This window comes from Shewanella seohaensis (assembly GCF_023283775.1).
GTDB lineage: Bacteria > Pseudomonadota > Gammaproteobacteria > Enterobacterales > Shewanellaceae > Shewanella > Shewanella seohaensis.
The window spans coordinates 444,009-466,212 of record NZ_JAKILE010000001.1 but is presented as its reverse complement, the minus strand read 5'-3'; the positions used below and the strand labels follow the sequence as shown (position 1 = coordinate 466,212).

The window sequence follows — 22,204 nt, the reverse complement described above, 5'->3', positions numbered from 1 at the left end:
CCGCTGATCCCTACGTTATTATTTTGAATTTAGGCCGCTTGTTATCATATTGATGGCGCTTACTAAGCCAAAATCCAAGGCTAATTGGCTCTGTTTAAGTAACTATAGCCTGAATTGTTCACCTAAGTACACAGCCCTAACTTGCTGATTGTCTAAGATCTCTGCGGGAGTTCCTTCGGCAATCAGGTTTCCGTGACTAACAATGTAGGCATGTTCACAGACGTCTAAGGTCTCGCGCACATTGTGGTCTGTGATCAGTACCCCAAGGCCTCGGCTCTTGAGTTGTTCGATGATTTTCTTGATATCGATAACCGAAATCGGGTCGACACCGGCGAAGGGTTCATCGAGCAGAATAAACTTAGGATTGGCCGCTAAAGCGCGGGCAATTTCGACACGGCGACGTTCACCGCCCGATAACGACATGCCTTGGCTATCGCGAATATGGGTGATATGGAACTCTTCGAGCAGATGTTCCAGCTCTTCTTCGCGTTGATCGCGATTGAGCTCTTTACGGGTTTGCAGTACCGCCATGATATTGTCGTGCACGCTCAGCTTGCGAAAGATACTGGCTTCCTGTGGCAGGTAACCAATACCTTTGCGGGCGCGCAGGTGCATGGGATCGGCGGTTAAATCATCATCGTCGATAAAGATATGGCCTTTATCGCTTTTGACTAAGCCCACGACCATATAGAAGGTGGTGGTTTTACCCGCGCCGTTTGGGCCGAGTAGGCCGACGACTTGACCCGTTTTCACCGTCAGGCTGACATCTTTCACAACCTGACGACTCTTATAACTCTTAGCGAGATTCTGTGCTTTTAAGGTGATTTGGGTCATTTAGAGTCCTGTTTTTTCACAGGTTTGTCCGCGGGCTGGTTCTTGAGCTCTTCCTGATAGTTGTCAGGTTGAATAATGGTAATCACGCGATCATCACCGCTACCCGTACTCTCAGCGATCAATTTTTGCTGAATAATATCGTAACGGATGAGGTTACCCGTCACTTGGCTACCCGCTTGATCTAGGCTCGCTGAGCCCGTCAAAGTTAGGGTGCGGGTCGCCATTTCGTAGCGAATTTCTTTCGCGCTCGCCGAAGCTGGGCGTCCATCGTCGAGGATCTGGCTATAAGTCGCAGGATTACCGGTTGCCACTAAAATCTTGCTGTTTTCCCCTTCGGCAGAAAATGCACGTAGTTGATCTGCATGGATTTTAATCGAGCCTTGGGTGACTTCAACCGGACCGAAGAAAATGATCTGGTTGTTTTTAATGTCCGCAGTTTGGCTAACGGCTTTAATTTTCACTTCTTGCTGTAAGTCACCAACCTTGGCGAAGGCGCTCATGCTGGTGATTAGCATTAGGCCGGCAAGTAATATGTTATTTTGCTTCATAGGTTCCTACTACCTGACTGGTCAATTGCACTTCCTGCGCGTTAAGGTCGGCATAAAGGCCTTGCCCTTGAATATTAAAATCTTTCCCTGTGACGTAAATGATGCGGTCAGAGGTCATTATCATAGTGTTGAGATCGAGTTCTAAAAAACTGGTGGACAATGTCTGTATGGGTTCACCAGGGCTGATGGCATCGATAATAACATTATTTTCTAATACAACCTTGCCGGTATCTTTGTTGAGTCGACCTTGGTCGGCTCGGATCTGCCATTTTGCTTTACCTTGGTCGGGATAGACAAGATAGACGGGCTCAGTAAAGTCGGTTTGGTTTTTTAGCTCATAGTGTTCCATGTGCTTTGCCGTGACGCGACTGTTAACTTGCCCTTGCTCATTAAACTCAATGCTGCGCAGATCTTCGATAATGTAATCGGGTCTGTCACTGACGTTCAAGCTGTCATCCGTATCGCCACCGCGTTTTTGCTGCACTTGCCAATATAGCACCAGCGCAGTACCAAAAAAGGCGATAATGGCGAGGGTCACACGACTCATATGCTCATCCCATGGGCGGAAGTGAACTTGTTTTGACTCAGCAAGAGCAGATCCGTGAGTTCCCTGAGTGCACCATGTCCACCATTCAAGTGAGTCACAAAATGGGCATGTTGACGGACATAGGGATGACCATCGGCAACACAGACGGCCAAGCCGACCACATTCATCACCGGCAAGTCGACAATATCATCACCGATATAGGCGACTTCTTCTGGGGTGACATTGTAGAGTGACAGCAGCTCTTCATAGGGAACGAATTTATTATCCACGCCCTGATAAATATGCGTCACACCCAGAGCCGTCATGCGGTTTTCGACAATTTTAGACTGGCGACCTGTTATCACGGCCAGATTAAAACCACTGGTCAATAATGAGCGCACGCCATAACCATCACGGGTGTGGAAGGCTTTGAGTTCTTCCCCTGAGTTGCTCAAATAAATGCGGCCGTCGGAAAACACCCCGTCCACATCGCAGATCAGCAGTTTAATTTTTTGCGCCCTTTGCCAAACATCGTCGCTGATGGGGCCATAAAAACCTTGCTGTGGCATTAAATCACTCCCGCTTTAACCATATCGAGCATATTGAGGGCTCCGACAGGATGATGTTCTTTATCTATCACTATCAGACCGTTGATATTTTTGGAATCCATCACTTGCAGCGCCTGCGCCGCTAAAACGTTTTCAGTAATTGTGACACAGTTTCGCGTCATCACATCGGCAATCGGCGTGGTGCGTAGGTTGACTTGGGCATCGATAACGCGGCGCAGGTCGCCGTCGGTAAAGATACCCACGAGTTTGTTTTGCTCATCGATAACCGCGGTCATGCCAAGGCCTTTCTTGGAGATCTCATACAGGGCATCGGTGATGCAGATATCGTGTTTAACCAGTGGTAAATCATCGCCGCTGTGCATCACGTTGCTGACTTTAAGCAGCAGCTTACGACCTAAGGCGCCGCCCGGATGGGACATGGCGAAATCTTCCCGGGTAAAGCCTTTGGCTTGCAGCAGCGCGATGGCGATGGCATCGCCCATGACTAAGGTTGCAGTGGTGCTTGAGGTTGGCGCAAGCCCAAGCGGGCAGGCTTCCTCTGGTACTTCAATACATAAATGAATTTTAGATAGACGCGCCATAGTGGATTCTGGCTTGCCTGTCATGGCAATCACAGGGATGGCTTTACGTTGGATAACTGGCATCAGCGCGAGGATTTCGCTCGATTCGCCCGAGTTTGAAATCGCAAGAATCACATCATTGTCCGAGAGCACGCCTAGGTCACCATGGCTGGCTTCGCCTGGATGGACAAAAAACGCTGGGGTGCCTGTGCTGGCGAGGGTGGCCGAGATTTTATTGCCAATGTGGCCTGATTTCCCCATCCCCATCACTATCACTTTGCCGGTGCAGTTGAGAATTAACTCGCAGGCTTGGGCAAATTCAACGGAATCGACATATTGATAAAGATTATCGAGGGCCGATTTTTCAATATCGATGACTTTACAGCCCCACTGGCGCAATTGTGATTGGTCTACCATGTCTATCTCTCTTCTTGCATTGTCTTTGTCGCCCCGTTCTGGGATTGGAATAGCACAATTTGGTACGCGATAAAGATGATAAAATTAACGGCTTCTTACTCGGAGTAGCGTCTTATTGTTCTGCCCTTGCCTATAGGGTTTGCGGCAATAGGGCAGGATAACCTGTTTAGCGATTGAATGCCTTGAGCAAAATCATCGTCTTGGTTGTTTTGTGCTGCCACTTTTATTGCTATGGCCGCCATGATAACCAGTTTGACATTCAATATGGCTTTTGAGTTAAGTTGTCTTGCCTAGTTCAGTGTTATTTCGCTTATCTTATTAGCCTTAACTAAACAATCCTGCTGATTAATCAACAAGGATGAAAACATTAAGTAACACTTTAGCTTCACAGAGCGAAAACTTAGGGCGCATTCTCGCTGGAAATGAGGCAAATTGAAAGTATCGCAGGACGATAGTGTCGATTCTGTTGTAGGTTAAAGCGCAATTACGTACAATTTGCGGCTCTTCGATTGGTCTGGGCAGGAAGCGTAGGCCACCTCTTTTCAAATATCGGAATCAAGCATGACTCAAGAACAAACGCCGTTGGTTGAGATCCGTCATTTGGGCTTCAGCCGTGGCCAGCGTGTCATATATGAAGATATTAGCTTGTCTATCCCTCGGGGCAAAGTGACCGCCATTATGGGCCCCAGCGGTATAGGTAAAACCACTTTGCTCAAGCTTATCGGTGGCCAATTAACGCCCGATAGCGGCCAAGTGTTGTTCGATGGTCAGGATGTGCATGCCGCGAGTCGTAGCCAATTATTCGAACTGCGTAAGCGCATGAGCATGTTGTTTCAAAGTGGCGCCTTATTCACCGATATCAACGTCTTCGATAACGTCGCCTTTGCGCTGCGTGAGCATTCGGGTTTGCCTGAAGAGATTATTCGCTCAATTGTATTGATGAAACTCGAAGCCGTTGGCCTGCGCGGCGCCGCGCAGATGATGCCAAGTGAGTTATCCGGTGGGATGCAGCGCCGTGCCGCCCTTGCTCGGGCGATCGCCCTTGAGCCTGAAATGGTGATGTACGATGAGCCCTTTGCCGGACAAGACCCGATTTCCATGGGCGTGCTGGTGAAGCTTATCCGCGAACTCTCCGATGCGCTGAATCTGACCTCGATCGTGGTGTCCCACGATGTGGATGAAGTGCTCGGAATTGCAGATTATGTGTATGTGGTGGCTGATAAAAGAGTGATCGCCCATGGCACGCCTGAGGAGTTAAAGCATGCTGATAATCCGCAGCTCAAACAGTTTATTCAAGGCGCGCCCGACGGCCCAGTGCCTTTCCACTATCCGGCGAAGGATTATCAGCAAGAATTAATGGCTAAAGGAGCTGGCAAGTGAAGTTATTCGACAGTATTGCCGACCTCGGCCGCAGCGCTATCGAGTTAGTGCTCGGTTTTGGCCGTGCTGGCCTGATGCTCTGGGGCGCGATTTTTCGCTGGCCTCGGGTGCGTAAAGGTTTTCCATTATTAGTGCGCCAAATCTATGTGGTCGGCGTACAATCTATGGTCATTATTGTGGTCTCTGGCCTGTTTATCGGCATGGTGTTGGCGCTGCAGGGCTACAACATCTTAGTCGGTTTCGGTACTGAAGAGAGCTTAGGCCCCATGGTGGCACTGAGCTTACTGCGTGAACTCGGTCCTGTAGTCACAGCGCTATTATTTGCGGGCCGCGCAGGTTCGGCACTGACCGCCGAAATCGGTCTGATGAAGAGTACCGAGCAGTTATCCAGCTTAGAGATGATGGCGATTGACCCGCTCAGGCAAATCATTGCGCCACGTTTTTGGGCGGGGGTGATCAGCATGCCACTGTTGGCGCTGATGTTTACTGCGGTAGGCATTTATGGCGGCCATTTAGTGGGCGTGGAATGGAAAGGTATCGATGGCGGGGCTTTCTGGTCGATTCTGCAAGCCTCGGTCGAATGGCGCCAAGACATAGTGAATTGCCTGATTAAGAGCGGCGTCTTTGCTGTGGTGGTGACTTGGATAGCCTTATATCGCGGCTATCAAGTGGTGCCTAATCCTGAAGGGATCAGCCGTGCAACCACCTCTACCGTGGTGCAATCGAGCCTAGCCGTACTGGCATTGGACTTTTTACTAACAGCCCTGATGTTTGGCCGCTAACGGATTGCAGCGCCAAGGATACAGATAGACGGATTAACAGAGTGGTAACTGAGCATGTTGACACGAAAAATTGAATTATTAGTGGGTATGTTTCTCTTAACGGGCTTAGCGGCCTTTTTGGTGTTGGTGTTTAAAGTCGCCAATATCGAAGTGCAGACCAGCGACAGCAGCTATACCCTCACCGCCAACTTCACCAATATCGGTGGCTTGAAGGTACGCTCTCCGGTCAAGGTCGGCGGGGTCGTGGTTGGCCGCGTGAGTAAGATTGATTTAGACCCAGTCAAACTAGTGGCTGTGGTGACGATTGTGATGGACAAGCGTTTTGATAAGTTCCCTGAAACCAGTAGCTTAGCTATTTTAACTTCAGGTTTACTCGGTGAGCAGTTCCTCGGATTAACACCGGGCTTTGTCGATGATGACGTGAGTATGCTGAAAGATGGCGACAAGATTGACGATACTCGCTCCGCATTAGTGTTAGAAGATCTGATTGGTCAGTTCTTATATAGTATGGGTTCAAAGGATAAATAGGGGTTACCGCTATGTTGAAACGCTTATCGCGCTTTTTACTGCCGTTAGTATGGATATTTACTGCAACGACCGCACTGGCGGATGATGCCACGATTAACACTATGGATCCGTACGCCATGGTCAAATCCGTTGCCAACAAAACCTTCGACCGCTTTCATCAAGATAAAGCCTTGATCGATGCCGATGCGGATCACCTCAAGGTGATCGTGCGTGAAGAGTTGATGCCTTACATCGACTATAAATACGCTTCATACAAAGTGTTAGGCCAGTATTTAAAAGAGTCGACCGAAGATCAGCGCAATCGCTTCGTCGATGCCTTCGAAGGTTACCTGGTCTCAACCTATGCCCAAGCTTTTACCGAATACACTAACCAAAAAGTGGAGTTTTCTCCCGGTAGTGATTTCAGCAATGAGAAGATTGTCGACGTAAACGTACAGATTATCGAAGCGGGTCGTCCGCCGATTAAGCTGTTGTTTAAAGTTCGTCGCCTCAAGGATGACTCATGGAAGGCGTTTGACTTAGTTGCCGAAGGCGTGAGTTTGCTGTCCTCTAAGCAATCTGAAATCTCGAATCTTATCCGCCAACAGGGGATTGATGCCGTGATCAAGATGCTGGAAGAGCGCACCAAAGACAAAGTGACTAAACAGCCTAAAGCAGGGAAGTAAGCGCCGTGGTTGAATTTGTGCAACAGGGTAAAATTTGCCACCTAAAAGGGCGTTTATCACAGGAACAAGTGGCCGCGTTATGGCCGCAAAGGCAAAGCCTGTTAAGCCAAGAAACCCAAATCTTGTCGCTCACTGAGCTGGAATACAGCGACAGTGCTGGCGTGGCTTTTTTGCTGGCGTTAGTACGCGAGCATGGCACGCCACTACAGCTATGCTCAGCGTCGGATCAGCTAAAAAAATTAATCGATTTATATGATTTACAGTCCTTCTTCACCGAAGAAGCGAATTGAAAAGGTACCGAATTTCATGGAATGCAGCTTAATAGAACAGATTTTACGTGACGCGTTAGCACTCGATGAAGTGCACGCCAGCTCCGATGGCAGCCACTACAAAGTGATCGCGGTCGGTGAATGTTTTGACGGCATGAGCCGTGTAAAACAACAACAAGCCATTTATGCACCCCTGATGAGCTATATCGCCAGCGGTGAGTTACATGCATTAACGATTAAAACTTTCACGCCGACCCAATGGAAACGCGAGAAAATTTTCAACAGCTAGTAGTGAGGAAAAGTGGATAAATTAGCGATTCAAGCAAGCCCTCCGCTTGCTGGTGATGTGATTATTTCCGGCGCTAAAAACGCTGCGCTGCCGATTCTGATGGCAGGCGTGTTAGCCGAGACTGATTTTATTGTGTCGAATGTCCCCAATTTGCGCGATGTGAGCACCAGCTGTAAATTGCTGCGCTGCCTAGGCGCCGATGTGGATGAATTAGGCAATGGTCAAATCCGTATTTCGACCAAGAACCTCAACGAGTTTTGCGCACCTTACGATCTCGTTAAGACCATGCGTGCCTCGATTCTGATCCTTGGCCCGTTATTAGCCCGTTATGGCACCGCAGATGTGTCATTACCCGGTGGCTGCGCCATTGGCGCCCGTCCAGTAAACCTTCACTTACATGGCCTCGAAATGATGGGCGCCAAGATTGAAGTGAAAGAAGGTTATATCAAGGCCCGTGTCGATGGTCGCTTAAAGGGCGCCCATATTTTTATGGACATGGTGAGCGTGGGCGCGACTGAAAACCTGTTGATGGCCGCGGCACTTGCCGATGGCGAAACCGTGATTGAAAACGCGGCCCGTGAACCAGAAGTGATCGACTTGGCTAACTGTTTGATTGCCATGGGCGCGAAGATCACAGGTGTGGGCAGTGCCACACTGCGTATTCAAGGCGTTGAGCGTCTACAGGGCTGTGAGTATCGCGTGATGCCAGACCGTATCGAAACCGGTTCCTTCCTTGTTGCTGCTGCTGTGACCCGTGGTAGTATCCGTTGCTTAAAGGCCGATCCTGCTTCGTTAGAGTCTGTTATCGCGAAACTTGAAGATGCGGGCGCCAAGATCACCACAGGTGAAGATTGGATTGAGCTCGACATGGAAGGTAAACGTCCAAAAGCGGTAAATATCAAGACGGCGCCATACCCAGGTTTTCCAACCGATATGCAGGCGCAGTTCTGCGTGCTCAACGTATTAGCCCTGGGCACGGCGACCATTACCGAAACCATCTTCGAAAACCGCTTTATGCACGTGCCAGAACTTATCCGTATGGGCGCGAACATGGAGCTTGAAGGCAATACCTGCATCATCCAAGGCATTGAGTCTTTGAGTGGTGCGCAGGTGATGGCGACCGATTTACGCGCTTCAGCAAGTTTAGTGATCGCAGGCTTAGTTGCCGATGGCAAAACCATCGTCGATCGCATCTATCACTTAGACCGCGGTTATGAGCATATCGAGCAGAAGTTCCAAGGATTAGGCGCGCATGTAGAGCGTGTGCAATAACATTTGCTTAGGATTCGCTCCCAATAAAAAACCAGCCAAGTGCTGGTTTTTTATTATATTCATTCAGCTGAAAAGACTGGGGAATAAGAGTCGGTTAGAGCGTTTTCTCAACTAATTTAGGGATACATTCCAAAATTGCATCGAAGGGTTCAATGCTTTGGTATCCCCGACACATCACAACAGCGCCTTCAATGCAGGCAATAATGCTAAGTGCCATGGCATTGGCTGAGGTCTTTGTGTGACCTAATGACTCAAAGTGTTGAGCTAATAATGATTGCCAATCACTGAATACTCGTGCCACTGCCGCTTTTATTTCTGAAGCTTCATCCTCTTCTGGCAGTTCTATCGCTGCTGCAACAATCGGACAGCCATGACGATATTGTGAACCAACAAGACGTTGGCGCCACAGCGATAAAAACAAATTAATGCCGTTGTTTCGATCTTTTTCAAGACAAGCACTGAGTTGCGTAGATGCTTGAGCGCCTGCCCAAATAATGGCTTCAGTAATTATCTGCTGTTTTCCACCGGGGAAGTTGTGATACGCGGAACCTAACGGAGTACCTGAAAACTTGACCACTTCACGAATGCTTATGGCCCGTAAACCGCTTGAAGCAAGCATGATTGCGGCGGCTTCAATGACCCGCTGACGACCCTCATTAGAGATTGTGCCCATGAAAATCCCACTTGTTATAACAGTTGTTATAGGCTAGCATCAAAAACACATTAAGACACTCGTTATAATTAGTGAGCGCTATGATCTCAACATCGTTTTACACGGAAGATCATTATTTACTCCGTGGCCAGCTGTTTTGCACAGAAAAGGCCATTCAAGGTCGAGTCATTGTTGCGGGGGCTACTGGTGTGCCGCAGGCGTTTTATCGCCGCTTTGCTCAATTTGCAAGTGAACAAGGATTTGAAACATTAACCTTTGATTACCGTGGAATAGGGCAATCCAAACCTGAAACGCTAGAGGGTTTTGAAATGAACCTTCTCGACTGGGGTAAACAAGATCTCGCTGCCGCAGTCCAGTTTATGAGTAAAGATGACGCCCCACTTTTTATTGTTGGCCATTCCTATGGTGGTCATGCATTTGGTTTACTGCCAAATCATCAAAAAGTCACAGGTGCTTATATATTTGGTACAGGCGCGGGGTGGCATGGTTATATGCCCTTGTTTGAACAAGCTAAAGTACTAACGATGTGGAATATCGTTCTGCCGATCCTGACATGGTGGAAGGGATACTGCGCTTGGAACCTATTGGGAATGGGCGAAGATCTGCCAAAAAACGTGTTTAAACAATGGCGGCACTGGTGTCGTTTTCGTCATTACTTTTTTGACGATCCCACCATGGATGGAATTGAAAAACTCTTCCAATCGGTACAGACCCCTATGGTTGCAGCCAATGCGCTTGATGATCTTTGGGCTATGCCTGAATCGCGAGATGCATTTATTCAGCACTACAGTAATGCGCCATTAACCCGTCTTGATCTCTCACCAAAGATCTTAGGCGGCAAGATTGGGCATATGGGGTACTTCCGTAAAAACGCGGCTCCTTTATGGCAAGCCAGTTTAGATTGGTTCACGGCGATTAATAAGGAAAATAAAGCAATATGAGCACATCGAGACCGTGGTTAATTCCCCTCAAATGGATACTGATAGCTACGTTTTTGAGTAGTGTTCTGCATTACGTCGACAACATACTATTTTTTGCCCATTACCCTGAACCAAACTGGTTAAATCCTAAACTTGTTGATCTCTTTTGGTTTGTTATGACACCTCTGGCGCCGTTAGGATTTTACGTGATTAAAAAAGGGCATCATCATACAGGCGCCGCAATTCTTATCGTTTACGGGGTATGCAACATACTTACGCTTGGGCATTACAACTATGCTCCGATAAATAGCATTGCGATGAAAATCCATTTGTTTATCGCTTTAGAAGCAATAATGGGATGCATATTAATTGGTTACATCTTGCTGCTTTATAAAAATTCGCTTCGTATTGTTGCTCGTTAATTCACTCTGCATTATTTATTACAAGGATAAAAATTGAGTATCTCTCATCTCAGCGGATTGGAACATTTAAGCGCTATCATCAACGGCGACATACCACCTCCAACGATTTTTGACACTATGGGCATGTTTAATCTTCAAGTGAGCCCCGGCGCGGTTGTATTGGGTTGCTGTGCAACGGAACAACATTGTAATCCGATGGGAGGTGTACACGGAGGGTTTGCTGCAACGATATTGGATTCTGTCACCGGATGCGCTGTACATAGCCTGCTAGAAGCCGGTGTTAGTTACGGGACTGTGGATTTAGCCGTTAAAATGATGAGACCTGTCCCCATGAATGAGCAGCTTATTGCTGAAGCGAAAGTGACACATATTTCTCGCTCGCTGGGCATTGCTGAAGGTACGATCCGTAACAGCGAAGGTAAGCTACTTGCGAGCGGTTCTGCCACTTGTTTTATCAAGAGACCAAACCTCTAAAAGCGATAACAAGAGTCACTGTTTGAGCAAAGTCAGTGAAAAATCGCAGTGCGAGATAAATAGCTCTGCCATTTGAGTGATAAGGTAATAGGTGATTTGGGGATGACTCAGAATGAGGTTTTACATGCCTCATTCTGTGATTAACAAAGTCAGTTACTGAGCTTAATTATCGACGACGACTTTTTCATCGATAATAACGGGTAGTTCCTGCTGTTTACCTTGGCGAATAACCGTCATCATGATTTTCTTGCCGGGTGTGGTCTCGGCAATTCTATCCATCAGCATTTCGACCCCAGGCACATCTTCGTCGCCGTATTTGATGATTACATCCCTTGGTTGTAGCTGCGCTCGTGCCGCTGGACCATTAGGATCGACACCAGTAACTAATACACCACGTAAATCGGGCAGGTTGAGGATTTGTGCCACAACTGGGTTAATCGGTTCGCCAGAGATCCCTAAGGCACCACGGATCACTCGACCATTTTTAATCAGTTTACCCATAATGCTGTGGGCCAGTTTAATTGGGATCGCGAAGTTAATGCCGTGGCCGCCACCTTCGCCGCCCACTTGGAAGGCGGCGGTGTTGATACCAATCAGGCTACCATTAGTGTCGATTAAGGCGCCGCCTGAGTTACCGGCGTTAATCGCGGCATCTGTCTGTAAAAAGTCTAAATAACCCGAACTCAAGCCGTTACGACCCGTGGCGCTGATAATGCCTTGGGTAATAGTTTGGCCGAGGTTATAAGGGTTACCAATGGCTAATACCACATCACCAACCTGCGGTGGGCTGTCTAGATTGACAGGCACAGTAGGAAGATTATCGCCTTCGATCTTAAGCACTGAAAGATCGGTTTCGGGATCAAAACCTACGACTTCCGAGGTGAATTTGCGGCCATCTTGTAGGGCGACTACAATTTCATCGGCTTTTTTAATGACATGATAATTCGTGAGAATATAGCCTTCTTTACTCATGATCACCCCTGAGCCTAGGCCTTGGAGGGAGCCAGAGTTTAGCGGACGGCTCTGATCGATACTTAAGCTATAAATATTGACTACGGCAGGGGCGGCGCGGCGTACGGCCTTAGCAAAGGAGAGTTCGACCGTGTTGTTCCCCCGGTTTTGCAGTAACGAGCTGCCGAGATTCTTATTGTCGAAGTAGTGTGTAACTAACAAAAACATGGCCGCCATGATAAGGCCGAAGAGCACGGCTTTACCGAGATATAACAGGGTTTCTTTTATTGTCATGGCAGGCTAAGTATTAAAAAAGGTGAGTTAGATTAACATGTTTAACAAGTCAAAGCATAGGGAACCCGCGTTCCCTATGCTGATCCGCATCTGATAATGGGATAAAGATCAGGGCGGCGTACCGATTAACGCAGCACTAAGTACAACAAGCTCTTACCACGGAGGATCTTCAGGGCGACAGCGCCTTCTTGATCTTTGAGCTGCTCCTTGAGTGATTTCAGATCTTTCACCGCCGAACGGTTAATGCCGACAATCACATCGCCTTTTTGTAAGCCGCTCATTGCCGCTGGCGAGCCTTGGGCCACCTCAGTAATTTCCACCCCTTTCGAAGCGTTTTCTAGCGAGGCGCCTTGTAGCATGGGGTGCACAGCACCTGCAGCTTTTTCAGTGGTTTGGCTTGCTTCACCTAAGGTGACATTCACGGTTTTCTTATCGCCATCGCGGATAAGTCCTAGTTCAACCTTGGCACCCGCGCCCATAGTCGCGACTTTGGCTCGCAGCTCTTGGAAGGATTTAATCGCACGGCCATCGACGCTGACGATAATATCACCCGCCTTGATGCCGGCTTTTTCAGCGGCGCTGCCCGCGGTGACTTCATTCACAAAACCACCGTGCTGGGTATCTAGACCAAAACCTTGGGCGAGTTGGCTATCTAAGTCGCGGCCAGAGATCCCGAGCACGCCACGGCGAACTTCACCGTGCTCGGCAATTTGTGCCACGAGGTTTTTCACCATATTGGCAGGGATCGCAAAACCGATACCCACGTTACCACCGCCTGGCGCTACGATGGCGGTGTTAATACCGATCAGCTCACCTTTCAGGTTAACCAGCGCGCCGCCCGAGTTACCGCTGTTAATCGCCGCGTCGGTTTGGATAAAGTTTTCAAGCATTTCAATGCCTAAACCGCTGCGACCTAGGGCGCTGACAATCCCTGAGGTGACGGTTTGGCCTAAACCAAAGGGGTTACCGATAGCGACGGCAAAGTCACCCACACGTAGTTCATCAGAATCTGAGGTTTTGATTGCGACTAGATTTTTCGCTTCAATTTGCAGCAAGGCAATGTCGGACTCTGAGTCGGTACCAATCAGCTTGGCTTTGACTTCACGACCATCGTGCAGACCGACTTGGATATCATCGGCACCGTCGATCACATGGTTGTTGGTGACGATATAACCTTTATCTGCGTCGATAATCACACCTGAGCCTAAGCCTCTAAAAGGACGCTCTTGTACTTGTTCCTGCGGTGCATTGGGGCCGAAGAAATAACGGAACACATCGGGTACACGTTGTTTGGAGACGTGCGTGCCAGATACCGCCACGGAAACCACGGCGGGCGTCGTGCGCTCTAACATAGGCGCAAGACTTGGAATGGATTGACCCTCAACAGATTGCGGAATAGCGGCCTGTGAGACAGCGGGCATCATTGTCAGAGTTGCGGCTAACATTGCGGCTGAAAGTACAGATAGTTTCGTTTTCATCTATTCATAACTCCAAATAAGGGATCAAGGATCTGGATGTAATGCGTCGTGAGTTGTGTCCGCACCAGATCGAATCTGTATCGGTACCGGCTATTTGCCTAGGTAACCATTCGGACACGCACCTCATTGAAAAAGTTCATCAATATTAACAAAGGTTAATATCTTAACGGTTATTTTATCAGCATTTTATGGGCTGTAACTTAAGTGAAACCTGTGGGCTTTTAAGGCCTTTTTCAAGTCTTAAAATGTTTCAATCGTCGAGTGAAATAAGTTAACAGCATAGCGCTTTCTAAATAAGTTTTTATCCTTTCGTGCCCAATTTGGCTTTTCCGTCATCGAGTGCCTAAAAATGGAATCCAGCATCCTTAGCTTGTTGGGGGATAAATATATGCCCTGTGTGAGAGGCCGTGGTAATATCGACGCAGTTTTTCCAAAGGATAAAAGAGAATTATAACGTGCCCCAGTTAAGCCCTTGGCAGCATTACCAAAAAGATCTTACTCGTGATGGTTTTTCCCATGATCCCGCGCAGGAAATGGCCGTAAAGGCGCTGCAACGCGTCTACGAGGATTTAACCGCTGCCGAAGCGCCAAGCTCACTCTTAGGCAAGTTACTGACCTCCTTTGGCCTTAAGTCTGCACCTGTCGCGCCTAAGGGATTGTATCTTTGGGGCGGTGTCGGTCGCGGCAAAACCTATTTGATGGACACTTTTTTTGATGCGCTGCCAGGTAATCAAAAATTAAGGGCGCACTTTCACCGCTTTATGCATCAACTGCATTTGGATCTGGATGCGCTCAAAGGTACGCGCGATCCTTTGTTAGTGATAGCCAAACAAATGGCGGCTAAATACCGAGTCATTTGTTTTGATGAATTTTTTGTCTCTGATATCACTGATGCCATGTTACTTGGCACCTTATTCCAAGCCCTCTTTAAAGAAGGTGTGGTATTAGTCGCTACCTCAAACATCATTCCCGATGATTTGTATAAAAACGGATTGCAACGGGCGCGATTCCTTCCCGCGATCGCCTTGATCAATCAGCATTGTGAAGTACTCAATGTGGATTCGGGCATCGACTATCGTCTACGCACACTGGAGCAGGCCGAGATTTATCACCATCCACTCGATGAAGAAGCCGATACTAACTTGCTGCGTTATTTCCGTCAGTTAGCCCCCGAGGCCGAAGTATCAACCGACGCGATTGAGATTGAAGGGCGAGCAATCAGCATACGTCAACAGGCGCAAGGCGTGTTGCTCGCGGATTTCAGGGCCTTATGCGATGGTCCCCGTAGTCAGCGGGATTATATGGAGCTGGCGCGGATTTATCATACTGTGTTGGTGAGTGGCATCGAACAAATGGGCGCGTTTTTAACGGGTGATGATATCGCCAGACGTTTCTTGGCCATGGTGGATGAGTTTTACGAGCGCAACGTTAAGTTGATCGTTTCCGCGCAGGTGCCGCTAGAAGAGATTTACACCGATGGCTTATTGAGTTTTGAATTTAGACGCTGCCGCTCTCGCTTAATCGAAATGCAATCCCACGATTACTTAAAATCAGAACATTTACCATAAGTTAGCGAGTGAGCTTTATCGGAGGTTAGCGCGTTTTTTGCGCAAACCTCCTGTGACCCATCCATCCCAGTGAAAATCAGCCTCACAGATCGATTTTTTATGATTTTTGTCAAAAAATCAGGTGATTTTTAACTCACGTTTGTCTATAATCCGCCACCTGCCCACGTTACTCCACCAAACTAGGTGGAAGTTGTACGCCGAGTTAAGTACTCGAAGGGGTACTGAAAGGCAATTTTGTGTTGTTTACCATTGTAGGCAACATGTGAGACAGAAATTAACTTTGGGTTTTTGTAATAATGAAGACTTTTACTGCTACACCAGAAACTGTAACTCGTGACTGGTTCGTCGTTGATGCTGACGGCAAAACTTTAGGTCGTATCGCTACCGAAATCGCTCTGCGTTTACGCGGTAAGCACAAGCCTGAATACACTCCTCACGTTGACACTGGTGATTACATCATCGTTATCAACGCTGAGAAAGTTACTGTTACTGGTAACAAAGCGCAAGGCAAGACGTACTACTCGCACTCAGGCTTCCCTGGTGGCATTAAGCAAATCAGCTTTGAAAAGCTGCAAGCTCATAAGCCAGAAATGATCATCGAGAAAGCAGTTAAGGGTATGTTACCAAAAGGTCCTCTGGGCCGTGCCATGTTCCGTAAACTGAAAGTTTACGCTGGCGCAGAACATAACCACGCTGCACAACAACCTCAAGTTCTTGATATCTAAACGGGATTAAGCAAATGGCTGCAACTCAGTACTACGGCACTGGCCGTCGCAAAACCTCTACAGCACGCGTATTCGCTAAAGCTGGTAGTGGCAACATCGTTGTAAATCAACGTCCTTTGGACCAATACTTTGGTCGTGAAACTGCTCGTATGGTTGTTCGTCAACCATTAGAACTAGTTGAAATGACTGACAAGCTGGACATCTATGTAACTGTTAAGGGCGGTGGTATCACTGGCCAAGCAGGCGCAATCCGTCACGGTATCACTCGTGCTCTGATGCAATTAGATGAAGCTCTGCGTCCATCATTACGTTCTGCTGGTTTCGTAACCCGTGACGCTCGTAAAGTTGAGCGTAAGAAAGTGGGTCTACGTAAAGCACGTCGTAAGCCACAATTCTCTAAGCGTTAATACGTTTTGGAATCTCAAAAAACCCAGCTTATGCTGGGTTTTTTATTGCCTAAAATTGGCTATGCTCGCGTTAATGAAAGTGTTTTTTGCTGACTGTTCGAAGAGAGGGGAAGATGAGCTTACAGTTATTTATGCTGGCCGTGGCATTGGTGCTGATTTTAGAGGGCGTGGGGCCTTTGTTATTCCCCAATAAATGGCGCCGATATTTAAACGAGCTTTCCCATCAAAATCAGCAAGTTTTACGCCGGATTGGCGGTTCTTTAGTCACAGCTGGGCTGGTCATTTTGATTATTTTTTCATAAATGCCTTACCACTTGCGGTTTAAAATCTGTTAGAATTCTTTTTTAACCACAACCTTGCAGCAAACAATGGGCAAAAACGTAGTTGTTCTCGGCACCCAATGGGGTGACGAAGGAAAAGGTAAGATTGTCGACCTTCTAACAGAACAGGCAAAATATGTAGTTCGCTACCAAGGCGGTCACAACGCGGGTCACACTCTTGTGATCAATGGCGATAAAACCGTACTTCATCTGATCCCATCAGGCATCCTACGCGACAATGTAAAATGCATTATCGGTAACGGTGTGGTGCTTGCACCTGACGCACTGATGAAAGAGATCAAAATGCTCAAAGAGCGCGGCATTCCAGTTGAGGAACGTCTGCTGATCTCTGAAGCATGTCCGCTGATCCTACCATTCCACTGTGCCTTAGACATCGCTCGCGAAAAAGCGCGCGGTAACAAAGCTATTGGTACTACGGGTCGTGGTATTGGTCCTGCGTATGAAGACAAGATTTCCCGTCGCGGTCTGCGTGTTGGCGATCTCTTCAATGCTGAACTATTTGCTGAAAAGCTGAAAGAAGTTATGGCATATCATAACTTTATGCTGACAGAGTACTACAAAGTTGACGCCGTAGATTACGAGCAAACACTGAGCGATGCGTTAGCTTTAGCTGACTACCTGAAGAGCATGTGTGTTGACGTAACTGAACTGTTGGATAACGCGCGTAAAGCGGGTGAGCCAATTCTGTTTGAAGGTGCACAAGGTACACTGTTAGACATCGACCACGGTACTTATCCGTTTGTAACTTCGTCAAACACTACCGCAGGTGGTGTGGCGACAGGCAGCGGCTTTGGTCCACGTCATTTAGACTATGTCTTAGGTATCATGAAGGCATACACCACTCGCGTGGGTGCAGGTCCTTTCCCAACTGAACTCTTATGTGAAGTGGGCGACCATTTAGGGACTAAGGGTCATGAATTTGGTGCGACTACTGGTCGTAAGCGTCGTCCAGGTTGGTTAGATGCAGTGGCAATGCGCCGTGCAGTACAAATCAACAGCGTAAGCGGCTTCTGCTTAACTAAGTTAGACGTACTCGATGGCCTGAAAGAAGTGAAAATCTGTGTGGGTTACCAACATCCAGATGGCACTATCTCTAAGGTTACGCCATTAGCGGCTGAAGGTTATGAGCAGGTCACGCCTGTTTATGAAACTATGCCAGGCTGGAGCGAGTCAACTTTCGGTGCTACCTCTTTAGAGCAGTTACCGCAAGCAGCTATCAATTACATCAAGCGTATTGAAGAGCTGTTAGAAACGCCGATCGACATCATTTCTACCGGTCCAGACCGTAATGAGACGATGATTTTAGTTAGCCCGTTTAACTAAAATCGTAGAGGCCGTGTTTCACGGCCTTTTCTTCTTTTGTTGTTCCTTCCTGTTTGTTTTCTGTGGTTAGAAATTCGGCTTGAGCTCAAGAAATAGGTTATACTGCCGATGCAAGTATTCACCCTATTGTCATTGAGAGTCGTTATGCTACGTACTGCATTAGTTGCGCTGCTGCCCTTAGTATCTTCAATGTGCTTTGCTGAAACACAGGCGGTGGATATTTATTCTCAAGATCAATTACTTGAAATGATCCGCGGCGATAAATATCTGGCAAGAGTTAAGCAAGATGACTGTCAATTAGTGCAAGACATCGAAGCGCGCGCAGAAGTCTTAAAGCAGCCCCTGTATCAGTTTCTGTGGGGGGAAATGCTCAACCATGGTACCTGCGTAAAAGCCAATGCAGTCAAAGGGATGGGATTATTGCAAGAGGCGGCCGAGCAGGGCAGTCCCGAGGCCATGGTGAAACTTGCCGAATATTATCAAAATGGTAAGTTTGTTATTCGTAATAAAGACCGTGCGGTCAATTATTTATTGCCAGCGGCGGCGAGCGGCAGTTTAGCCGCGCGAATGATGCTGGTTCGTTTATACGGTGAAGGTTATGGTAGTCCAAGGGACTATGAAATGGCCTATAACTGGTTATACAACAATGTATTTACCGATGAGGCGACCAAGAAAAAAGCCTTGTCATTACTGCAGGTGTTAGCCGCTAAAATGCCCGCCAGTGCAGTGGCGCGGGCCCAGCAAGGGCACTTGCGAACCCGTTGAGATGTCTCTACTGATTGAGACAGAAATATTGGATATTGAATGATCAAAGACCCTCATTTCGAGCGTGAACAGGATAAGTACGAAAACCCTATCCCAAGTCGTGAGTATATTATCGAGTACTTACGTTCTCAAAAATCACCTATTACCCGTGACAGCATCGCTGTTGCACTGCGGATCCACGATGAAGAACAGTTAGAAGCCCTGCGTCGCCGTTTACGGGCGATGGAGCGCGATGGTGAACTGGTATTTACCCGCGGTCAAAGCTACGGCTTACCTGAAAAAATGGATCTGATTTCCGGCACTGTCCTTGGGCACAGAGAAGGCTACGGCTTCTTTAAACCTGATGAAGGTGGCGACGATTTATTTATCTCAAATCGCGACATGCTGATGTATTTCCATGGCGATAAAGTGCTGGCACAAAAAGCCGGTATGGATCGTAAAGGCCGCCGCGAGGCCCGTATCGTTCGCCTGATCCAACCGCGCAGTGTCGCCATTGTCGGACGATTCCACGTCGACAGTGGCATGGCATTTGTGATTGCCGATGATAAGCGCATTACCCAAGAAATCTTAATTGCCACCGAAGATCGTAATGGCGCCCGTCAAGGCGATGTGGTCGTGGTTGAATTAACCCGTCGTCCAGGCCGATTCGTTAAAGCTGCCGGTAAAGTCACTGAGGTGCTCGGCAAGCAAATGGCGCCGGGAATGGAAATCGAGATTGCGCTGCGTAATTACGATTTACCCCACACTTGGTCGGCGGTGATTGAGAAAAAACTGCGCCGGATCCCCGATGAAGTGACCGAAGCCGATAAAGTTGGCCGCGTCGATCTGCGAGATCTGCCCTTAGTGACCATCGATGGTGAAGATGCCCGCGACTTTGACGATGCGGTATATGCCGAAGTTAAGCCTAGTGGCGGATGGCGTCTGTGGGTGGCGATTGCGGATGTGAGCTATTACGTGCGTACCGATTCGGCCTTAGATACCGAAGCCCGTGCCCGTGGTAACTCGGTGTATTTCCCATCGCAAGTTATCCCAATGCTGCCGGAGAAAATCTCTAACGGCCTGTGCTCGCTTAATCCCCATGTCGACCGCCTGTGTATGGTCGCGGAGATGACGATTTCGGCCCGCGGTAAGCTATCGGGTTATAAGTTTTACCCCGCGGTGATGCATTCACATGCGCGTTTCACTTACACCCAAGTGGCTGCCATGCTCGAAGGCGGACCGATTGCACCTGAGCATGAAGCGCTATTCCCACATCTGCAATGTTTGCAGTCACTCTATTTAGCGCTCGATGAACAGCGTGCCGAGCGTGGTGCGATTGCCTTTGAGACCTTAGAAACGCAGTTTATTTTTAACGACCAGCGCAAGATCGATAAGATTGTGCCAAGAGCGCGTAATCAAGCTCATAAAATCATTGAAGAATGTATGATTTTGGCCAACGTATCGGCGGCTAAGTTTGTGAAAAAGCACAAGGGTGAAATCCTCTATCGCGTGCATGAGTCGCCCTCTGAGCAGAAGCTGGCAAACTTTAAAGAGTTTCTGGCCGAACGTGGTTTAAGCATGAGCGGTGGACTCGAGCCAACGCCTGCGGATTACCAGAATGTGATGCTGCAAATCGCCGATAGGCCCGATGCCGAGCTTATTCAAGTGATGTTGCTGCGCTCAATGCGCCAAGCTATTTACACACCTGATAACGAAGGTCATTTTGGTTTAGCACTCGAAGAATATGCGCACTTCACCTCGCCAATTCGCCGTTATCCTGACTTAGTGCTTCACCGCGTGATCCGCTATTTATTGGCGAAGGAAAAAGGCGAAGCCAATGAAAAGTGGACATCCGATGGTGGCTACCATTATCAGCTCGATGAGTTAGATCTCTTAGGCGAGGAATGTTCAAACACTGAGCGCCGAGCCGATGAAGCGACGCGTGATGTGAGCGACTGGCTGAAATGTGAATTTATGCAGGACCATGTGGGTGACACCTTCGAGGCGGTTATTGCCTCTGTCACTAACTTTGGTTTATTTGTTCGCTTAAATGACTTATTTATCGATGGCTTAGTGCATATTTCTAGCCTAGGCAGCGATTATTACCAGTTCGATCCTATGCGTCAGCGATTGATTGGTGAGCATACAGGTCAAATCTATCAAGTGGGTGATCCCGTCACGGTAAAAGTGGCTGCGGTAAACTTGGATGATAGACAGATTGACTTAGTCATGCTCGGCGACAGTGGAAAAGGCGGTCGCCGTAAGTCTGCGCCAAGTCGAGAAAAACCGATGACGGCGCGTGAGCGGGTAAACCGTGAAGGCGCCAAAATGGCTAAGGCGGCTAAATCGACAGGCGCGAAGTCGAAAGCCAGTTCAGATAAAGCCGGTGCGAGTAAGTCCAAGTCTAAAGCTGGCACTAAGCCTAAGAAAAGCGTAAAAGATTCGGCGAAAAAGCCAAAGGCCGCGAAGCGGAGCACGAGAAAGAAGTAAATGAAGAAACAAGATATTATTTTTGGGATCCACGCGGTTGAAGCGCTGTTAAAACACAGCCCAGAGCGCATTATTGAACTTTGGCTGTTGCAGGGCCGTGAAGATGAGCGTTTAACGCCGCTGATCCGCCAGGCTAAAGCCTTTGGCACTAGCATCCAAGTGACCTCACGCAAAGTGTTGGACGATAAAGCCGAAAGTGCTCAGCACCAAGGCATTGTTGCCCGTGTTAAGGCAGCTAAAATCCTTGGTGAGCATGACTTAGATGAGTTGTTAGCTAAGACCGACTTACCATTCTTTTTGATTTTAGATGGTGTTACCGATCCGCATAACCTAGGTGCTTGCTTACGTAACGCCGATGCGGCGGGTGTGCAGGGCATTATTGTGCCGAAGGACAACTCAGTAGGCTTAACCGCTGTGGTGAGTAAAGTGGCCTGCGGCGCCGCCGAAACTGTGCCCTTATTCCAAGTGACTAACCTTGCGCGTACCATGCGTCATCTGCAGGAAAAGGGCGTGTGGATTGTCGGCACTGCGGGCGAAGCGGATTGCGAGCTATATCAAGCGGATCTTAAAGGGCCGCTAGCGATTGCGATGGGCGCCGAAGGTAAAGGCTTACGCCGCCTAAGTCGTGAATGTTGCGATACCTTGGTCTCGATTCCGATGGCGGGGAGCGTTTCTAGCTTAAACGTGTCGGTCGCAACGGGCATCTGCCTATTCGAAGCCGTGCGTCAACGCCGTAGCTAATTGATAGCTTTCCA

General features: G+C 48.2%; 26 protein-coding genes. 18 read left to right on the top strand and 8 right to left on the bottom strand.

Annotated elements, in window-relative coordinates:
• Window positions 1-102 precede the first annotated feature (102 nt).
• Genes lptB through L2713_RS02015 form a run of 5 tightly spaced genes read right to left on the bottom strand, consistent with a single transcriptional unit; the run spans window position 103 to window position 3,454 of the window.
• A complete protein-coding gene (gene lptB, locus L2713_RS02035; RefSeq protein WP_248966709.1) occupies window positions 103-834 on the bottom strand; it encodes an LPS export ABC transporter ATP-binding protein in 732 nt (243 codons plus the stop codon).
• On the bottom strand, window positions 831-1,382 hold the full coding sequence (gene lptA / locus L2713_RS02030) for a lipopolysaccharide transport periplasmic protein LptA (RefSeq protein ID WP_248966708.1): 552 nt from the start codon (window positions 1,380-1,382) through the stop codon (window positions 831-833). The genes lptB and lptA overlap by 4 nt, the downstream gene beginning before the upstream one ends.
• On the bottom strand, window positions 1,369-1,929 hold the full coding sequence (gene lptC / locus L2713_RS02025; protein WP_011715847.1) for an LPS export ABC transporter periplasmic protein LptC: 561 nt from the start codon (window positions 1,927-1,929) through the stop codon (window positions 1,369-1,371). The genes lptA and lptC overlap by 14 nt, the downstream gene beginning before the upstream one ends.
• Window positions 1,926-2,477: a 3-deoxy-manno-octulosonate-8-phosphatase KdsC gene (gene kdsC / locus L2713_RS02020; RefSeq protein WP_023268678.1), complete on the bottom strand. Its 552-nt coding sequence runs from the start codon at window positions 2,475-2,477 to the stop codon at window positions 1,926-1,928. The genes lptC and kdsC overlap by 4 nt, the downstream gene beginning before the upstream one ends.
• Complete coding sequence (locus tag L2713_RS02015) at window positions 2,477-3,454, bottom strand: KpsF/GutQ family sugar-phosphate isomerase (RefSeq protein WP_011715849.1); 978 nt, start codon at window positions 3,452-3,454, stop codon at window positions 2,477-2,479. Before L2713_RS02015 ends, kdsC begins: the two co-directional genes overlap by 1 nt.
• A gap of 561 nt (window positions 3,455-4,015) precedes the next feature.
• On the opposite strand from L2713_RS02015, the gene mlaF reads away from it, so the two are divergent.
• From mlaF to murA, 7 genes are read left to right on the top strand one after another with little or no spacing between them, the layout of a single operon-like run.
• The gene (gene mlaF, locus L2713_RS02010; RefSeq protein WP_011715850.1) at window positions 4,016-4,834 is read left to right on the top strand and encodes a phospholipid ABC transporter ATP-binding protein MlaF; all 819 of its coding nucleotides are present in this window, start codon (window positions 4,016-4,018) and stop codon (window positions 4,832-4,834) included.
• The gene (mlaE, locus tag L2713_RS02005; RefSeq protein ID WP_023268675.1) at window positions 4,831-5,616 is read left to right on the top strand and encodes a lipid asymmetry maintenance ABC transporter permease subunit MlaE; all 786 of its coding nucleotides are present in this window, start codon (window positions 4,831-4,833) and stop codon (window positions 5,614-5,616) included. The genes mlaF and mlaE overlap by 4 nt, the downstream gene beginning before the upstream one ends.
• A 54-nt stretch (window positions 5,617-5,670) precedes the next feature.
• Entirely contained in the window at window positions 5,671-6,144 is a 474-nt protein-coding gene (gene mlaD / locus L2713_RS02000; RefSeq protein ID WP_011715852.1) for an outer membrane lipid asymmetry maintenance protein MlaD, read from the top strand.
• Window positions 6,145-6,155: 11 nt separating this feature from the next.
• Complete coding sequence (locus L2713_RS01995) at window positions 6,156-6,809, top strand: MlaC/ttg2D family ABC transporter substrate-binding protein (protein WP_089068473.1); 654 nt, start codon at window positions 6,156-6,158, stop codon at window positions 6,807-6,809.
• A 5-nt stretch (window positions 6,810-6,814) separates the two neighbouring features.
• On the top strand, window positions 6,815-7,099 hold the full coding sequence (locus L2713_RS01990; RefSeq protein ID WP_248966707.1) for an STAS domain-containing protein: 285 nt from the start codon (window positions 6,815-6,817) through the stop codon (window positions 7,097-7,099).
• A 16-nt stretch (window positions 7,100-7,115) separates the two neighbouring features.
• Window positions 7,116-7,367, top strand: a complete 252-nt coding sequence (locus tag L2713_RS01985) for a BolA family protein (RefSeq protein ID WP_011621481.1) — start codon at window positions 7,116-7,118, stop codon at window positions 7,365-7,367.
• Window positions 7,368-7,379: 12 nt separating this feature from the next.
• A complete protein-coding gene (gene murA, locus L2713_RS01980; RefSeq protein ID WP_248966706.1) occupies window positions 7,380-8,639 on the top strand; it encodes a UDP-N-acetylglucosamine 1-carboxyvinyltransferase in 1,260 nt (419 codons plus the stop codon).
• A gap of 94 nt (window positions 8,640-8,733) precedes the next feature.
• On the opposite strand, the gene L2713_RS01975 is transcribed toward murA, so the two are convergent.
• Window positions 8,734-9,312, bottom strand: coding sequence for a TetR/AcrR family transcriptional regulator (locus L2713_RS01975; protein WP_248966705.1), 579 nt, complete (start codon window positions 9,310-9,312; stop codon window positions 8,734-8,736).
• Between the two features lie 80 nt (window positions 9,313-9,392).
• Between L2713_RS01975 and L2713_RS01970 the strand changes: the two genes are divergently transcribed.
• Genes L2713_RS01970 through L2713_RS01960 form a run of 3 tightly spaced genes read left to right on the top strand, consistent with a single transcriptional unit; the run spans window position 9,393 to window position 11,128 of the window.
• Complete coding sequence (locus L2713_RS01970; RefSeq protein ID WP_248966704.1) at window positions 9,393-10,253, top strand: alpha/beta hydrolase family protein; 861 nt, start codon at window positions 9,393-9,395, stop codon at window positions 10,251-10,253.
• Entirely contained in the window at window positions 10,250-10,654 is a 405-nt protein-coding gene (locus L2713_RS01965) for a hypothetical protein (protein WP_248966703.1), read from the top strand. Before L2713_RS01970 ends, L2713_RS01965 begins: the two co-directional genes overlap by 4 nt.
• A 33-nt stretch (window positions 10,655-10,687) precedes the next feature.
• The gene (locus L2713_RS01960; RefSeq protein ID WP_248966702.1) at window positions 10,688-11,128 is read left to right on the top strand and encodes a PaaI family thioesterase; all 441 of its coding nucleotides are present in this window, start codon (window positions 10,688-10,690) and stop codon (window positions 11,126-11,128) included.
• A 162-nt stretch (window positions 11,129-11,290) separates the two neighbouring features.
• Here the strand turns inward: L2713_RS01960 and degS are convergent, their stop codons facing one another.
• Both degS and degQ read right to left on the bottom strand, forming a co-directional pair.
• A complete protein-coding gene (degS, locus tag L2713_RS01955) occupies window positions 11,291-12,373 on the bottom strand; it encodes an outer membrane-stress sensor serine endopeptidase DegS (RefSeq protein ID WP_144346023.1) in 1,083 nt (360 codons plus the stop codon).
• Window positions 12,374-12,498: 125 nt separating this feature from the next.
• A complete protein-coding gene (gene degQ / locus L2713_RS01950; protein WP_011624007.1) occupies window positions 12,499-13,851 on the bottom strand; it encodes a Do family serine endopeptidase DegQ in 1,353 nt (450 codons plus the stop codon).
• Between the two features lie 455 nt (window positions 13,852-14,306).
• Here degQ and zapE point away from each other — a divergent pair, with 455 nt between their 5' ends.
• The 8 genes from zapE (at window position 14,307) to rlmB (ending at window position 22,190) form a co-directional block, all read left to right on the top strand.
• Window positions 14,307-15,419, top strand: a complete 1,113-nt coding sequence (gene zapE / locus L2713_RS01945; RefSeq protein ID WP_248966701.1) for a cell division protein ZapE — start codon at window positions 14,307-14,309, stop codon at window positions 15,417-15,419.
• A 296-nt stretch (window positions 15,420-15,715) separates the two neighbouring features.
• On the top strand, window positions 15,716-16,144 hold the full coding sequence (rplM, locus tag L2713_RS01940; RefSeq protein WP_011073682.1) for a 50S ribosomal protein L13: 429 nt from the start codon (window positions 15,716-15,718) through the stop codon (window positions 16,142-16,144).
• Window positions 16,145-16,158: 14 nt separating this feature from the next.
• Window positions 16,159-16,551, top strand: a complete 393-nt coding sequence (gene rpsI, locus L2713_RS01935; protein ID WP_006083052.1) for a 30S ribosomal protein S9 — start codon at window positions 16,159-16,161, stop codon at window positions 16,549-16,551.
• 113 nt (window positions 16,552-16,664) lie between these two features.
• The gene (locus L2713_RS01930) at window positions 16,665-16,853 is read left to right on the top strand and encodes a DUF2065 domain-containing protein (protein ID WP_011715861.1); all 189 of its coding nucleotides are present in this window, start codon (window positions 16,665-16,667) and stop codon (window positions 16,851-16,853) included.
• Between the two features lie 66 nt (window positions 16,854-16,919).
• Window positions 16,920-18,215 carry an adenylosuccinate synthase gene (locus L2713_RS01925; protein ID WP_086901986.1) on the top strand — a complete coding sequence of 432 codons (1,296 nt, stop codon included), beginning with the start codon at window positions 16,920-16,922 and terminating at the stop codon, window positions 18,213-18,215.
• Between the two features lie 108 nt (window positions 18,216-18,323).
• Complete coding sequence (motX, locus tag L2713_RS01920) at window positions 18,324-18,980, top strand: flagellar protein MotX (protein WP_248966700.1); 657 nt, start codon at window positions 18,324-18,326, stop codon at window positions 18,978-18,980.
• Window positions 18,981-19,019: 39 nt separating this feature from the next.
• Entirely contained in the window at window positions 19,020-21,449 is a 2,430-nt protein-coding gene (rnr, locus tag L2713_RS01915; protein ID WP_248966699.1) for a ribonuclease R, read from the top strand.
• Complete coding sequence (gene rlmB / locus L2713_RS01910; RefSeq protein WP_086901989.1) at window positions 21,450-22,190, top strand: 23S rRNA (guanosine(2251)-2'-O)-methyltransferase RlmB; 741 nt, start codon at window positions 21,450-21,452, stop codon at window positions 22,188-22,190. It abuts the gene before it with no gap.
• Window positions 22,191-22,204 lie beyond the last annotated feature (14 nt).

Excerpts from the sequence above, each read along its gene's own strand:
- lptB (WP_248966709.1), bottom strand. The coding sequence starts at position 834 with ATGACCCAAATCACCTTAAAAGCACAGAATCTCGCTAAGAGTTATAAG.
- lptA (WP_248966708.1), bottom strand. The coding sequence starts at position 1,382 with ATGAAGCAAAATAACATATTACTTGCCGGCCTAATGCTAATCACCAGC.
- lptC (WP_011715847.1), bottom strand. The coding sequence starts at position 1,929 with ATGAGTCGTGTGACCCTCGCCATTATCGCCTTTTTTGGTACTGCGCTG.
- kdsC (WP_023268678.1), bottom strand. The coding sequence starts at position 2,477 with ATGCCACAGCAAGGTTTTTATGGCCCCATCAGCGACGATGTTTGGCAA.
- L2713_RS02015 (WP_011715849.1), bottom strand. The coding sequence starts at position 3,454 with ATGGTAGACCAATCACAATTGCGCCAGTGGGGCTGTAAAGTCATCGAT.
- mlaF (WP_011715850.1), top strand. The coding sequence starts at position 4,016 with ATGACTCAAGAACAAACGCCGTTGGTTGAGATCCGTCATTTGGGCTTC.
- mlaD (WP_011715852.1), top strand. The coding sequence starts at position 5,671 with ATGTTGACACGAAAAATTGAATTATTAGTGGGTATGTTTCTCTTAACG.
- L2713_RS01995 (WP_089068473.1), top strand. The coding sequence starts at position 6,156 with ATGTTGAAACGCTTATCGCGCTTTTTACTGCCGTTAGTATGGATATTT.
- L2713_RS01985 (WP_011621481.1), top strand. The coding sequence starts at position 7,116 with ATGGAATGCAGCTTAATAGAACAGATTTTACGTGACGCGTTAGCACTC.
- L2713_RS01975 (WP_248966705.1), bottom strand. The coding sequence starts at position 9,312 with ATGGGCACAATCTCTAATGAGGGTCGTCAGCGGGTCATTGAAGCCGCC.
- L2713_RS01970 (WP_248966704.1), top strand. The coding sequence starts at position 9,393 with ATGATCTCAACATCGTTTTACACGGAAGATCATTATTTACTCCGTGGC.
- L2713_RS01965 (WP_248966703.1), top strand. The coding sequence starts at position 10,250 with ATGAGCACATCGAGACCGTGGTTAATTCCCCTCAAATGGATACTGATA.
- degS (WP_144346023.1), bottom strand. The coding sequence starts at position 12,373 with ATGACAATAAAAGAAACCCTGTTATATCTCGGTAAAGCCGTGCTCTTC.
- degQ (WP_011624007.1), bottom strand. The coding sequence starts at position 13,851 with ATGAAAACGAAACTATCTGTACTTTCAGCCGCAATGTTAGCCGCAACT.
- rplM (WP_011073682.1), top strand. The coding sequence starts at position 15,716 with ATGAAGACTTTTACTGCTACACCAGAAACTGTAACTCGTGACTGGTTC.
- rpsI (WP_006083052.1), top strand. The coding sequence starts at position 16,159 with ATGGCTGCAACTCAGTACTACGGCACTGGCCGTCGCAAAACCTCTACA.
- L2713_RS01930 (WP_011715861.1), top strand. The coding sequence starts at position 16,665 with ATGAGCTTACAGTTATTTATGCTGGCCGTGGCATTGGTGCTGATTTTA.
- L2713_RS01925 (WP_086901986.1), top strand. The coding sequence starts at position 16,920 with ATGGGCAAAAACGTAGTTGTTCTCGGCACCCAATGGGGTGACGAAGGA.
- motX (WP_248966700.1), top strand. The coding sequence starts at position 18,324 with ATGCAAGTATTCACCCTATTGTCATTGAGAGTCGTTATGCTACGTACT.
- rnr (WP_248966699.1), top strand. The coding sequence starts at position 19,020 with ATGATCAAAGACCCTCATTTCGAGCGTGAACAGGATAAGTACGAAAAC.
- rlmB (WP_086901989.1), top strand. The coding sequence starts at position 21,450 with ATGAAGAAACAAGATATTATTTTTGGGATCCACGCGGTTGAAGCGCTG.